We start from the raw sequence: 12654 nt of genomic DNA on the forward strand, positions 1-12654 counted from the left end.
CGCTTCAGACCGTGTCAGGGGTGGCACGCACCGGGCCGGGCGGGGCGGACAGAACAGAGATGGGTCCTGGTGAGACAGGCTCCTATCAGGTCACTTCCGCCCGCCTGGTGACGTGCACGCGAGACCGCCAGGCCGGACGACAGATCCGGCGAAAGACACCCTGGTCAGTTGCTTTGAGGGTCAGACCAGCCCAGGCGATCCCGCCACAACATCCTCTCTGTTGCTTTGAGGGTTGCGTTGGCGGTGGGGTCCCATCACGAGCCGAGCCAAGAGCGGGCCACACCTGAGGGGTGAGGTCAAGTCGACGAAAAGCGTGTCGACTTGACCTCACCCCTCAGGTGCAGCAAGTGCTGTGGCGCGACTCGTGATGGGACCCCACCGCCTGGCCCGTATGGAAGGACGGCTCGCCTGCGGCGTCGCGTGCGATCTGTTGTTCTGACGCGGTGGTGCGTCGTTGGGGGGATTCCTGGTTGGCACGCAACGGTTCCATGGCGCACGTTGAGCTGATGCGTGGGTTGTGGGAGCCGTGGGATTAGGACCACCACCTTGTGGTCGACTCCGCCCTTGAGAGTTCGGATGGTCGGTGTCGCTTGTGGTGGAAGTGGTGCGGGGTCTGCGGTCAACAGGGGAGACCGCAGACCCCGGGGTTGTGGGCGTTAGGCGCTTTCTGTTGCGGCTGCTCGGCCTGCTGCTCGGCCGGAGAAGAGGCAGCCGCCCAGGAACGTGCCTTCCAGTGCGCGGTAGCCGTGTACGCCGCCGCCGCCGAAGCCTGCTACCTCGCCTGCTGCGTACAGGCCGCGGATTGGCTGGCCGTTCGCGTTTAGTACGCGGCCCTGCAGGTCTGTTTGGAGGCCGCCCAGTGTTTTGCGGGTCAGGATGTTCATCCTGATCGCGATCAGCGGGCCGGAGCCTGGGTCCAGGAGTTTGTGCAGGCTTGCCGTTCGGGCGAGGCTGTCGCCGCTGTAGGCGAGGGAGTTGCGGATTCCCATCACCTGCACGTCCTTGGTGAACGGGTTGTCGGTCTGCTGGTCGCGGACGGTGATCTGGCGGCGCAGGTCGTCCAGGTTGATCAGGTTCTGGCCGGTCAGCGCGTTCATGCCTGCCACTAGGTCCGGCAGGTTGTTCTTGATGACGAAGTCGACGCCCTTGTCCATGAACGCCTTCACTGGCGGCGGTGTGCTGTTGAGCAGCCGCATCGCGAGGTAGGCGATGAGGTTCTTGGCGGTGATCTCCGGGTTCTGCTCGGAGCCGGAGAGCACGAACTCCTTGTCGATGATCTTCTTGTTGAGGACGAACCACGAGTAGTCGTAGCCGGACTTGCCGATCATCTCCAGCGTGCCGAGTGTGTCCAGTGACGGGATGCCTGGGTTGGGGAAGCGCTTGCCTCGCGCGTCGAGCCACAGGGACGACGGTGCCGCCAGCACGCGGATGCCGTGGTCCGGCCAGATCGGCGTGTGGTTGATCAGGCCCTCGGTGTAGTGCCACATGCGGTCGCGGTTGACCAGGCGGCCGCCTGCCAGTTCGGTGATCGCCAGCATCCGGCCGTCCACGTGCGCGGGGACGCCGGTGACCAGTCGCTGGGGTGCGGGCCCGAGGCGGGCGGGCCAGTTGCGCCGTACCAGGTCCTTGTTGGCGCCGATGCCGCCGGAGGTGACGATCACCATGGGCGCGTACAGCTCGAAGTCCCCGATCTTCTTGCGGGAGCTGGGGGTGCCGCGTGCCGCGCTGCTGGGTTCCAGCAGGCTGCCGCGCACGCCGGTGACGGCGCCGTTGCTGGTGATCAGGCCGTCGACCTGGTGGCGGAACTTGAAGGTGACCTTGCCGTCGCGGACTCCCTCGCGCGTCTTCTTCTCGAACGGCTCCATCACGCCCGGACCGGTGCCCAGCGTCATGTGGAAGCGCGGCACCGAGTTGCCCGGGCCGTCCGCGAGCTGTCCGCCGCGTTCGGCCCAGCCGACGATCGGCACCCAGCGCACGCCGAGGCCGTACAGCCAGTCGCGCTTCTCGCCTGCGGCGAAGTTCAGGTACGCCTCTGCCCACTTCGCGGCCCAGTGGTCCTCGCCCAGGGGATCGTTCACGCCGCGGTCGAACCCGGCGGTGTTGAACCAGTCGGCGCGGGCCAGCTCCAGCGAGTCCTTGATGCCCGCGGTCCGCTGCTCCTGGGAGTTGACGAAGAAGAGGCCGCCGAGCGACCAGAAGGCCTGTCCGCCCAGGCTGGCCTCGGGTTCCTGGTCCAGCAGCAGGACCTTGCGGCCCGCCGCGGCCAGTTCGGAGGTCGCCACGAGACCCGCCAGGCCGTGTCCGATGACGATCACGTCCGCGTCGACTCTCGGCGCGGCCCCGGCGACTGCCTGCCCCAGAGCCCCGCTCGCGGCGATCGCGCCACTCGCGGCCAGCAGGTTGCGACGGCTGATGTTCCGGTCTGACATCCCAGGGCCTTCCTCGTTGAAGGGTGGAGCCAACGCGAATTACTCTCGCGTATAGCAACTAACCAGTAACCGGAGAGCGGGGGATAGGGTCCCGCCACCAAACGGCGACGGCTGTGTTGTGGCCGTCACACAACGTGGTGTTCGGGAGTCGACGTGCCGGGTATGTCCGCGATGGTCCGCCAGGTGCTCGCAGCGGTCGCCGCCGACGACAAGGTTGTCGAACGGGTCGTCGACGCGGCCCGCGGCAACTCGCCGGAGGTCGCCCGGCTGCCCGCGGAGGAGAACCGCCGGCACATCGCGTTCCTGCTGTCCGAAGGGGTCGCTCACCTCGAACGCGGCGGTTCGCCCGACGACGGCGACTTCTCCGCCGCGTTGTCGCTCGGGGCCGACCGCGCTGCCCAGGGCGTGTCGATGGCGGGGTTGCTGCGCGGGGTGCACGCCGGGCGCACGGAGTTGATCAGGGCGAGTGTCGAGCTCGCGCGGTCGCTTGGGGTCGACGACGGCACGATCCTGGACTTCATGATCGACCTGGACCACTACGTCGGCGCGGTCGAGCGGCACATCATCAGCGGCTACCACACCGCCGAAATACAGCTGTCGCGCACGGCCCGCGATCTGAACGCCCAGGTGTTGCGGCGGTTGCTGGTGTCCGGCGAGTTCCCGGACGTCTCCGAACTCGCGCGCGCCGGCCTGCGTCCCGACGGGCGTTATCACTGCGTGGTGTCCGGGGTGACCGACCCGAGCCACGCGCGGACGCTGGAACAGCGGCTGCACGCGTTCGGCGGCGTGTACGGGCTGGTCGAGGGGCGCCTGGCGGGACTCACGCACGTGCCGCCGTCGTGGTCGGACGATCTGCTCGTGGTGTCGCCCGCGACGGCACTGAAGTCGTTGCGGGGCACGTACTCGATGTGCACGCGCGCATTGGCGGCCGCGGGAGCTTCTCTGGGTGTGCGGTTGCTGACGGATCTCGCTGGTGAGACCGCTCTCGCGGCGTTCCCCGGGCTGGCGGACACACTCGCCGACGCGCTGCTCGGCCAGCTGGACCCGAAGAGCACGTTCCACCACGAGATGGTCGTGACGGCGTTGTGCTACCTGGACAACGGCGGCCGGCTCAGTGCGACGGCCACCGCTCTGCACATCCACGCGAACACCGTGCGGTACCGGTTGGACCGGCTGGTGGAGCTGACCGGCGCGGACCTCGGCGAGAACCCGGATGCGGGACGTTCACATGTGCTGACGACGCTGCACACCTGGTGGGCGCTGCGGTCGTGGATCGACCGCAGCGCCGGGTGACGCCCTTTAGAGGCGGTAGAAGTTGGCGTAGTGGTCGGGGGAGAAGTAGACCGTGCCGGTGGTGCGGTCGACGATGATCCGGTACGCGTCCCGGGACGCGCCGCAGGCACGCGGGTACACGTCGAACTCCAGGTAGCTGTGGCCCGCGGGCAGCTGGCCCTCGCGGTTCTGGTGCACACCGCCCGCGAAGTTGCACTGGCCGTTCGGCCAGCTGTTCCAGCCACGTGTGCTCGGGTAGCCCTTGCCCGACCAGGTCGAGTTGGCGGTGCGGGCCGCGGAACAGCGCGACTGCGTGCAGGAGCTGTAGACGGCGGCGTCGGCCGCGGGAGCGACGGCCGTGGTCACGCCGAGGACGGACGCGACGACGGCGAGGGCGGCGAACAGGCGACGTGTCCGGTGCGGTTGCAGGGTTTGCACTTCAGACCTCCATCGGCAGGGAACGAGGAACGTCGTGATCCTTTCTGTTGATCACCACGAGCTGATGAACGGCAGGGAACCATCCGCGCAACTGTGGCCACCCCAAGCTCGCACATCCGGCGCCCCCGCGCACGGCTCGGGCCGTCCACGACTCTGAACGCCCGAGTTGATCAACTCCGAACAGCCGATTGCGGATGCTGCCTCCGGCGATAGATTTGTCCAATGACAGCACGAAAGCACTTGTTGGTGCTGTTGACCTTGCTCGTGGCCGGGTGCACGGCCCCGCAGGACGGCAGACCTTTCCCCGCGCCCCGCGTCTCTTCTCCTGACACAGCAGCGAAAGAGCCGTCCACAAAGGTGCGTGCCGTGGTGGACGGCCGCACCGTCGAACTGGCGGACGGCACGCGTGCCCGCATCTCGCTGCTCGCCGAGCCGACGCCGTGCGCCGCTCCCGCTGCTCTCGACTTCGCCACGAAAGCGTTGCTGGACAAAGAAGTCCGGGTGAGCAGCATCACGCCGGGCGAGGTCTCGCTGGCGCTGCCGGACGGCACCGACTACGCGTTGCTGGCCGTCCAGTACGGCTTCCTGCGCACCGCTGGAGTGGACGGTGGCCCGCTGGTCGAGGCGGAAAGCAAGGCGGAGAAGGCGAAACTCGGCCTCTGGGCGCAGGGCGGATGTCCCACGCCTCCCTCGTCGACCAGCGTCACGGCTCCGCCGCCGGCCGCGCCGTGCATCGTGGTCTACCGGGTCACCAACCAGTGGGCCGGCGCGTTTCAGGCCGACGTGACCATCCGCAACGTCAGCGGCGCGCTGGTCGAGGGCTGGACGGTGCGCTGGCGGTTCGCCGACGGAGAGACCGTGGCGCAGCTGTGGAACGGCACGGTGTCCCAGTCCGGCGCCGATGTGAGCGTGACCAACGCCGGCTACAACGCGCTGATCATCAAGGACGGCTCGGTGACGTTCGGGTTCAACGGCTCGGCCACCGGGCCGATCTCGGCGCCGAGCGCGTTCAGTGTCAACGGGACTGCCTGCACGACCGGTTGAGGCCAGCCACTCGATGGAGTGGCTTTCCGCTGAATGGAAAGAGTCGGTCGACTCCGATGCGACGTTTGCCTAGCGTTCGTTCGTGTGACGACCAGCCAGGAAGAGATCAGCGACGAGATCGCGAAGATCCAGGCCGACTCACCGAGAGGTGCGCCGCTGCTGGACTTCGTGCCGTACCGCAGCACGGCGTTGCGTCACCCGACGAAGGAACCGCGCCACGTCGACCCCGAAGGCGCCGAGCTGCTCACGCCCGTCTTCGGCCACTCCGACGTCGCCGCGATCGAGGCCGACCTGACCGTGCAGCGCGGCGGCGAGCCGATCGGCGAACGCATCCGCGTGCACGGCCGCGTGCTCGACGGCGACGGCCGTCCGGTGCGCCGCCAGCTCGTCGAGGTCTGGCAGGCCAACGCCGCCGGCCGCTACTCGCACCAGGGCGACCAGCACCCGGCGCCGCTGGACCCGAACTTCACCGGCGTCGGCCGCTGCCTGACCGACGACGACGGCTGGTACTCGTTCACGTCGATCAAGCCGGGCCCCTACCCGTGGCGCAACCACCACAACGCCTGGCGGCCCGCGCACATCCACTTCTCGTTGTTCGGCACCGACTTCACGCAACGGCTGATCACGCAGATGTACTTCCCCGGCGACCAGCTGCTGGCGCTGGACCCGATCGCGCAGTCGATCACCGACCCCGCCGCCCTGGCGCGGCTGATCGCGTCGTACGACCACTCGCGGTCCGAACACGAGTGGCTGCTCGGCTACCGCTGGGACATAGTGCTGACCGGCAGCCACGCGACCTACCTGGAGCCGTCCGATGACTGAAGCGACTCCCGGCCAGACCATCGGCCCGTTCTTCCACCACGCGCTCGCGTTCCCCGGCGACTCCGAACTGGTGCCGTTCGGCTCGGCCGGATCCGTGGTGCTGCACGGCTACGTCCACGACGGCGCGGGCGACCCCGTGCCGGACGCGATGATCGAGATCCGCCAGTCCGACGCCTCCGGTGACGTGCCGCGCGTCGGCGGGTCGCTGCGGCGACGCGGTGCCGGCTTCACGGGCTGGGGCCGGTCCTGCACCGACGGCGCCGGACACTACTGGTTCAGCACCGTCGAGCCCGCGCTGCCGTTCTTCGCGGTGACGGTGTTCGCGCGCGGCCTGCTCGACCGGCTGTTCACCCGCATCTACCTGCCCGATGCCGCGGACGCGATCGACGGGCTCGTTGCCTCGCGGGAGTCCGACGGGCGCCTCCAGTTCGACATCCACCTGCAGGGGCCGTCCGAGACGGTGTTCTTCAAGTTCCCGCGGACGTGATCGTGCTGCCTGGATCTCATCGTGCCGCCGGCCTCGTCGACGATGCCGCGCTGGTGCGGGCGATGCTGGAGGTGGAGGTCGCCTGGGCGCGCGTGCTCGGGACGTCGCTCTCGCTCGGCGACTGGGTTCCGTCGCTGGACCCGGCCGAGGTGGAGGCCGCCGGCAACCCGGTGCTGCCACTGGTCAACGCCTTGCGGGCGCGCGTCTCCGGCACCGTCCACACCGGACTCACCAGCCAGGACGTGCTCGACTCCGCGCTGATGCTACTGGCGCGCGGGGCTTTGGAGCGGATGTCGGCGGACCTGGACCGAATCGCCGGTGCGCTGGCAGGGCTGGCGGACGAGCACCGGTCCAGCGTGATGGCGGGCCGGACGCTGACACAGCACGCCGTGCCGATCACCTTCGGCCTCAAGGCCGCGCGGTGGCTGGTGGGCGTGCTCGACGCCATCGACGAACTGGACGTCGTGGCTGTCGCTTTGCCTGTGCAGTGCGGGGGTGCGGCTGGGACGATGTCGCGCGTGCCGGATCCGGTCGCGGCGGCGTCGGCGTTCGCCGGACATCTGGGGTTGGTGTGGCCCGGAATGCCTTGGCACACCTACCGTGCGCCGATCACGCGGCTGGGTGACGCGGTGGTGCGTTGTTGTGACGCGCTGGGGGTGATGGCGGCGGATCTCTTGACGTTGGGACGGCCGGAGATCGGCGAGGTTCGCGAGGGGTTCGTGGCCGGGCGGGGTGGGTCGTCGACCATGCCGCACAAGCGGAACCCGGTGCTGTCGGTGCTGGTGAACAGCGCGGCTCTGCGGGCTCCCGGGCTGGGCGCGCAGCTGCACCTCTGTGCGGCGCGGGCGGTGGACGAGCGGCCGGACGGGGCCTGGCACGCGGAGTGGCCGGCGTTGCGGGCGTTGCTGGAGCTGGCGGTGGTGGCGGCGTCGCAGGCTGCGGAGCTGGTGGAGGGGCTTGAGGTGCGTGCGGACGTGATGGCGCGGCGGGCCGCCGAGGCTGCTCCGGATCTGCTGGCGGAGCGGGGTGGTGGTGCCGATTCGGGCCTGTTTGCGGAGCGGGGCGGTGGTGCCGATCCGGATCTGCTGGCTGAGTCGGGCGGCGGCACTGATCCGGACCTGCTGGCTGAGCGGGGCGGTGGTACCGACTCGGGCCTGCTGGCTGAGCGGGGCGGCGGCATGGATTCGGGCCTGCTGGCTGAGCGGGGCGGTGGCATGGATTCGGATCTGCTGGCGGAGCGGAGCGGTGGTACCGACTCGGGCCTGCTGGCGGAGCGGGGTGGTGGTACCGATCCGGGCCTGCTGGCGGAGCGGGGCGGTGGCACGGCTCCGGATCTGCTGGCGGAGCGGGGTGGTGGCATGGATTCGGCCCTGTTGGCGGAGCGGGGCGGTGGTACGGACTCGGACCCGCTGGCGGAGCGGAGCGGCGGGACCGATCCGGCCTCATACCTCGGGGCGGCGGAGGTGTTCGTGGACGAGGCGCTCCGTCGGAATCGATCCCGATTGGCCCCCTCCGGGGGAGCACGGAGGCCCCCACTCCAATCGTCTCAGAGGGGTCTGACAGAAAATGACGACTGAGCTGAGCCTGACGCGGCTGGCTGGGGCCGAAGGGTCCGGGCAGTTGCTGGTGGTCGGACCTTCGCTGGGCACGTCGGTGAGCCTGCTGTGGCGGGACTGTGCGGCGGCGCTCGGTGACGGGTTCGAGGTGATCGGGTGGGATCTGCCCGGACACGGCAACGGTGCGCCGGCCGAGGAGGCCTTTACCGTGCCGCGTATCGCGGACGAGTTGACGGAACGTGCCGGGGCGTTGGCGGGTGGGCGGGCGTGTGCTTATGCCGGGGTGTCGTTCGGCGGGGCCGTCGGGTTCGAGTTGGCGGCGCGGGGCGAAGGGCCGTTCGAGGCCGTTGTGGGCATCGGGGCGGCGCGGCGGATCGGCGAGCCGGAGATGTGGCGTGCGCGGGCCGCGTTGGTGCGGCGGGCCGGGACGTCGGTGATGGTGGACGGGTCGGCGCGGCGCTGGTTTGCGCCGGGGTTCGTCGAGCGGGTGCCGCGGGTCGCCGGGGGACTGCTTACGGCGCTGGCGGGGACCGACAACGAGTCGTACGCCTTGGCTTGTGAGGCGTTGGCGGTGTTCGAGGCCGGTGGGGCGGTCAGGCCACTGCGGGTGGTGGTGGGGGAGCACGACGTCGTGGTGTCGCCGGACGGGGCGGACGTGGTGCTTGCGGGATGTGGGCATCTGCCGCCCGCGGAGGATCCGGTGGCGGTGGCGCGGACGTTGATCGAGCTGCTCAGGGAGATGCGGTGTCCTACGACGACGGCATGAAGGTTCGGCGTGAGGTGCTCGGGGATGCGCATGTGGACAGAGCGGCACCGGACGAGTTCACCCGCGACTTCCAGGAGTTCATCACCAAGTACGCGTGGGGCGAGGTCTGGACGCGGCCCGGTCTCGACCGGCGGATGCGCAGTGCGATCACGCTCACGGCGTTGATCGCGCACGGTCATTGGGACGAGCTGAAGCTGCACGTCGCCGCGGCCGTGCGGAACGGGCTGAGCGAGGCGGAGATCGGCGAAGTGATCTTGCAGAGCGCGATCTACTGCGGGGTGCCGGCGGCGAACCACGCGTTCTCGGTGGCGCGTCAGGTCCTGAAGGAGGGCCTGTGAACGTTCACTCGGTGGCGATCAACCTCGCTTTCCCCTTCACCAAGGAGCTTTGATGACGCGCACCCAGGTCGGCATCGTCGGTGCGGGACCGGCGGGGTTGATGCTCTCGCACCTGTTGTCCCTCAACGGGATCGACAGCGTTGTGATCGATAACAGAACGCGCGCCGAGATCGAGAACACGGTCCGCGCGGGCATCCTGGAAGCCGACAGCGCGCGACTGCTGGCCGGCACCGGGGTGTCGGACCGGGTGCTGCGCGAAGGGCATCCGCACGAGGGCATCGACCTGCGGTTCGGCGGCGAGAGCCACCGCGTCGACTTCCGGGCCCTGGTGGGCGAATCGGTCTGGCTCTACCCGCAGACCGACGTGTTCGTGGACCTGGCGAACGCGCGCGAACGCGACGGCGGCGACGTGCGGTTCGGCGTCAGCGACACGTCGGTCGACATCACGCAGCCCGCGATCCGGTTCACCGACAGCGATGGCGTGCCGCAGGAGGTGCGCTGCGACCTGCTCGTCGGGGCGGACGGCTCCCGCTCGATCTGCCGCGCCGAGGTACCGGAAGCGTTGCGCAGGCACAGTTCTCGCGAATATCCGTTCGCCTGGTTCGGCATCATCACGGAGGCGCCGCGCAGCGCCCCCGAACTGGTCTACGCGCACTCGCCGCGCGGGTTCGCGTTGATCAGCCAGCGCACCGAGACCCACCAGCGCATGTACTTCCAGTGCGACCCGGAGACCAACGCCGCGACGTGGTCCGACGACCGGATCTGGGAGGAGCTGCAGGCGCGGGTCGCCGGCCCGGACGGGTTCACGCTCAACGAAGGCCCGATCACCGAGAAGACGGTGCTGCGTTTCCGGTCGTTCGTCGCGGAACCCATGCGCCACGGCAAGTTGCTGCTCGCCGGCGACGCCGCCCACACCGTGCCGCCGACCGGCGCCAAGGGCCTGAACCTGGCGCTGGCCGATGTGAGCGTGCTCAGTGAGGTGATCGAACGCGCGTTGCTCAAGAACGACCCGGACGCGCTGGACGAGTACGGCCCGCGCGCACTGGAGCGGGTGTGGAAGGCGCAGCACTTCTCCTACTGGATGACCACGATGCTGCACGCCCTGCCCGGCGCGACGGACTTCGACGTGCGCAGGCAGCTCGGTGAGCTGGCCTCGGTCGTCGGGTCGCAGGCCGGGTCGAGGTACCTGGCCGAGGGGTACACCGGCTGCCGGCCCGCTTGAGCGAGGCTGGAGCGCCGTCGCCGAGACTGTCCTGATGGACATCGCGGCACTGCGCCTCGGCAACATCGGGCGGCTCCAGTCGGCGGAGGACGTCGTCCGCTCGCTCGGAGCCGTGCAGGGCCAGGACTACGGCCAGTCGCTGTGGGCGATCGGGCTGCGCACCGCCGCGGCCCGCATCGCCGACGTCGAGGAGGCGCTGCGGACCGGACGCGTCGTCCGCACCTGGCTGATGCGCGGCACCATCCACTACGTCCTGGCCGAGGACGTCCGGTGGATGCTCCGCCTGTTCGGCGCCCGCGACCTGGCCCGGCTGACGCCCAAGGCGTGGCAGTACCACCACATGACGCCCGAGCTGATGTCGTTGGCGCGCAAGACGTTCGTCGAGGCGCTCAGCGGCGGCGGCTGCCTCACCCGGCGCGAGATGATCGACCTGATGGCGGGCGTCGGCATCCCGGACGACCGGCAGCAGAGCTACTTCACGTTCATCCACCTCGCCCAGGAGGGCCTGGTGGTGCCGGGCCCTCCGCGCGGCAAGGAACAGACATTCGTGCTGCTGGACGAATGGGCGCCGAAGCAGCGGTCACTGGAGGGCGACGAGGCGATGGCCGTGCTGGCGTCACGGTTCTTCGGCAGCCACGGCCCGGCGACCCTGGCGGACTTCGCGAACTGGTGCGGCATCGGCGTGCGCGAGGCCTCCCGCGGCCTGGCGGCGGTGAAGAACTCGTTGGTGCGTGAGGAGTTCGACGGCAAGGAGTACTGGCTGCCGCCGGACCTCACGCCGGGCTCGGGCGCGTTCGTGCTGCCCGCCTACGACGAACTGCTGATCGGCTACAAGGACCGCAGCGCGTTCTTCACCCGCTACGACGAGATCCCGATCTCCACCTACAACGGCATGTTCCACGCGACGATCGTCGAGGACGGCCAGATCGCGGGACTGTGGCGGCGGGTCCTGAAGAAGACCTCGGTGGACGTGGAACTGCGGCCGCTGCCGGGCTTCGACGTCGACCGGCTCGCCGAGCACATCGCGCGGTTCGGCGAGTTCCTAGGGCTGCCGGTGCGGACGGTCGTCAAGGATGCACCGGAGGCGGGTTCGTCGAAGGTCAGCTGGCGCTCCCGCAGGTGAGCACCTCCACCTCGCCGCCCCGGTGACCAGGCGGAACGACCGCGAGCGCGTCGGCAAGGGCGGCGCCCCACAGGGAACCAGGGCGGTCGTGACCGGCGGGAACGGCCAGGCCGCCGGACCGGGTGACCGGGACCAGGCGGGTGTCCGTCCGGTGAGCGCCGACGTCGGGAAGCCAGGCCGTGACCGGTGGCCGGGCGGTGTGGCCGCCGAGGGCGTCGAGCAACGGGTGGAGCAGGGTCAGCACGGCGGCCAGGGCAGCGAACGGGTTGCCGGGCAGGCCCACGACGCAGCGGCCGTCGGGCAGGACGGCGAGCAGCATCGGGTGGCCTGGGCGGCAGGCGACGCCGCTGACCAGGACCTCGGCGTCCAGGTCGGCGAGCACCCGGCGCAGGTGGTCGGCCGGGCCGACCGAGGTGGCGCCGCACGTGACGAGGACGTCGGCCTGGCCGGACGCGAGGGCGTCGACGAGGGCGGACGGGTCGTCGCGCAGGTGGGTGGTGCCGATGAGGTCGGCCCTGGTGAGCAGGCCGGGGAGCATCGGGCCGATGGCGTCGCGCACCCGGCCTGGGTGGGGCAGGCCGGTGTGGAGGAGTTCGTCGCCGGTCACGATCACGGCGACTCTCGGGCGGCGGTGGGCCAGGAGGGTGTCATGGCCGGCTCCGGCCGCCAGACCCAGGACGGCAGGGGTGACGAGGGAGCCGGCCGGGACGAGTTCCGCGCCGGCCGACCAGTCCTCGGCCTGGCGGCGGATGTGCTTGCCGGGCAAGGCGTCGGCGACCAGGAGGGCGCCGTCGGCCGAACAGAGTTCGACGGGAACGACCGCGTCCGAGCCGTCCGGCACCGGCGCCCCGGTGGCCACCCCGAACGCCTCGCCTGAACGCAGGAACGCCTCGGGCACCGGGTCTCCGGCCGCCACCCGGCCGACGATGCGCCACGGGCCGGGGCCCGTCACCGCGTAGCCGTCCATGGCCGAGGTGGGGCAGGTCGGCTGGTCGGTGAGGGCCCGCACGCCCGAGGCGAGCGCGAGGCCCAGTGCGTCGGGCAGGGCGAGTTCGGTCGCGTCCAACGGCTTCGCGGCGTCGCGTGCCGTCTGGCGGGCGAGCGTCCAGGGCATGGTCATCGTGGCTCCCGTGGTATAGCCTACCGGATACTGTATG

12 protein-coding genes are annotated in these 12654 nt (G+C 70.1%); 9 read left to right on the forward strand and 3 right to left on the reverse strand.

Annotation, left to right across the window (positions count from 1 at the left end):
• Positions 1–656: 656 nt before the first annotated feature.
• Positions 657–2429, reverse strand: a complete 1773-nt coding sequence (locus tag BLR21_RS00005) for an FAD-binding dehydrogenase (RefSeq protein WP_090003575.1) — start codon at positions 2427–2429, stop codon at positions 657–659.
• Positions 2430–2591: 162 nt separating this feature from the next.
• Between BLR21_RS00005 and BLR21_RS00010 the strand changes: the two genes are divergently transcribed.
• On the forward strand, positions 2592–3722 hold the full coding sequence (locus BLR21_RS00010) for a PucR family transcriptional regulator (protein ID WP_090003576.1): 1131 nt from the start codon (positions 2592–2594) through the stop codon (positions 3720–3722).
• 6 nt (positions 3723–3728) lie between these two features.
• Here the strand turns inward: BLR21_RS00010 and BLR21_RS00015 are convergent, their stop codons facing one another.
• A complete protein-coding gene (locus BLR21_RS00015; RefSeq protein WP_090003577.1) occupies positions 3729–4139 on the reverse strand; it encodes a ribonuclease domain-containing protein in 411 nt (136 codons plus the stop codon).
• A gap of 366 nt (positions 4140–4505) precedes the next feature.
• Here BLR21_RS00015 and BLR21_RS00020 point away from each other — a divergent pair, with 366 nt between their 5' ends.
• From BLR21_RS00020 to BLR21_RS00055, 8 genes are all read left to right on the forward strand, one after another.
• Positions 4506–5183, forward strand: coding sequence for a cellulose binding domain-containing protein (locus BLR21_RS00020; RefSeq protein WP_176929385.1), 678 nt, complete (start codon positions 4506–4508; stop codon positions 5181–5183).
• A gap of 84 nt (positions 5184–5267) precedes the next feature.
• Complete coding sequence (gene pcaH, locus BLR21_RS00025; RefSeq protein WP_256334338.1) at positions 5268–6005, forward strand: protocatechuate 3,4-dioxygenase subunit beta; 738 nt, start codon at positions 5268–5270, stop codon at positions 6003–6005.
• Positions 5998–6492 carry a dioxygenase family protein gene (locus BLR21_RS00030; RefSeq protein ID WP_090003580.1) on the forward strand — a complete coding sequence of 165 codons (495 nt, stop codon included), beginning with the start codon at positions 5998–6000 and terminating at the stop codon, positions 6490–6492. Before pcaH ends, BLR21_RS00030 begins: the two co-directional genes overlap by 8 nt.
• 2 nt (positions 6493–6494) lie before the next feature.
• Positions 6495–8069 (forward strand): lyase family protein, encoded by a 1575-nt coding sequence (locus BLR21_RS43075; protein ID WP_256334339.1) that lies wholly within the window; start codon positions 6495–6497, stop codon positions 8067–8069.
• The gene (locus BLR21_RS00040) at positions 8059–8814 is read left to right on the forward strand and encodes an alpha/beta fold hydrolase (protein ID WP_090003581.1); all 756 of its coding nucleotides are present in this window, start codon (positions 8059–8061) and stop codon (positions 8812–8814) included. The genes BLR21_RS43075 and BLR21_RS00040 overlap by 11 nt, the downstream gene beginning before the upstream one ends.
• Positions 8811–9152 carry a carboxymuconolactone decarboxylase family protein gene (locus tag BLR21_RS00045; RefSeq protein WP_256334465.1) on the forward strand — a complete coding sequence of 114 codons (342 nt, stop codon included), beginning with the start codon at positions 8811–8813 and terminating at the stop codon, positions 9150–9152. The genes BLR21_RS00040 and BLR21_RS00045 overlap by 4 nt, the downstream gene beginning before the upstream one ends.
• A gap of 52 nt (positions 9153–9204) precedes the next feature.
• Entirely contained in the window at positions 9205–10374 is a 1170-nt protein-coding gene (locus BLR21_RS00050) for a 4-hydroxybenzoate 3-monooxygenase (RefSeq protein WP_090003582.1), read from the forward strand.
• 34 nt (positions 10375–10408) lie between these two features.
• Complete coding sequence (locus tag BLR21_RS00055) at positions 10409–11497, forward strand: winged helix DNA-binding domain-containing protein (protein WP_090003583.1); 1089 nt, start codon at positions 10409–10411, stop codon at positions 11495–11497.
• Here the strand turns inward: BLR21_RS00055 and BLR21_RS00060 are convergent.
• Positions 11475–12617: a molybdopterin molybdotransferase MoeA gene (locus tag BLR21_RS00060; RefSeq protein WP_090003584.1), complete on the reverse strand. Its 1143-nt coding sequence runs from the start codon at positions 12615–12617 to the stop codon at positions 11475–11477. The genes BLR21_RS00055 and BLR21_RS00060 overlap by 23 nt on opposite strands.
• Positions 12618–12654: the final 37 nt, after the last annotated feature.

Source organism: Lentzea albidocapillata subsp. violacea, from assembly GCF_900100275.1.
GTDB classification, from domain to species: domain Bacteria; phylum Actinomycetota; class Actinomycetes; order Mycobacteriales; family Pseudonocardiaceae; genus Lentzea; species Lentzea violacea.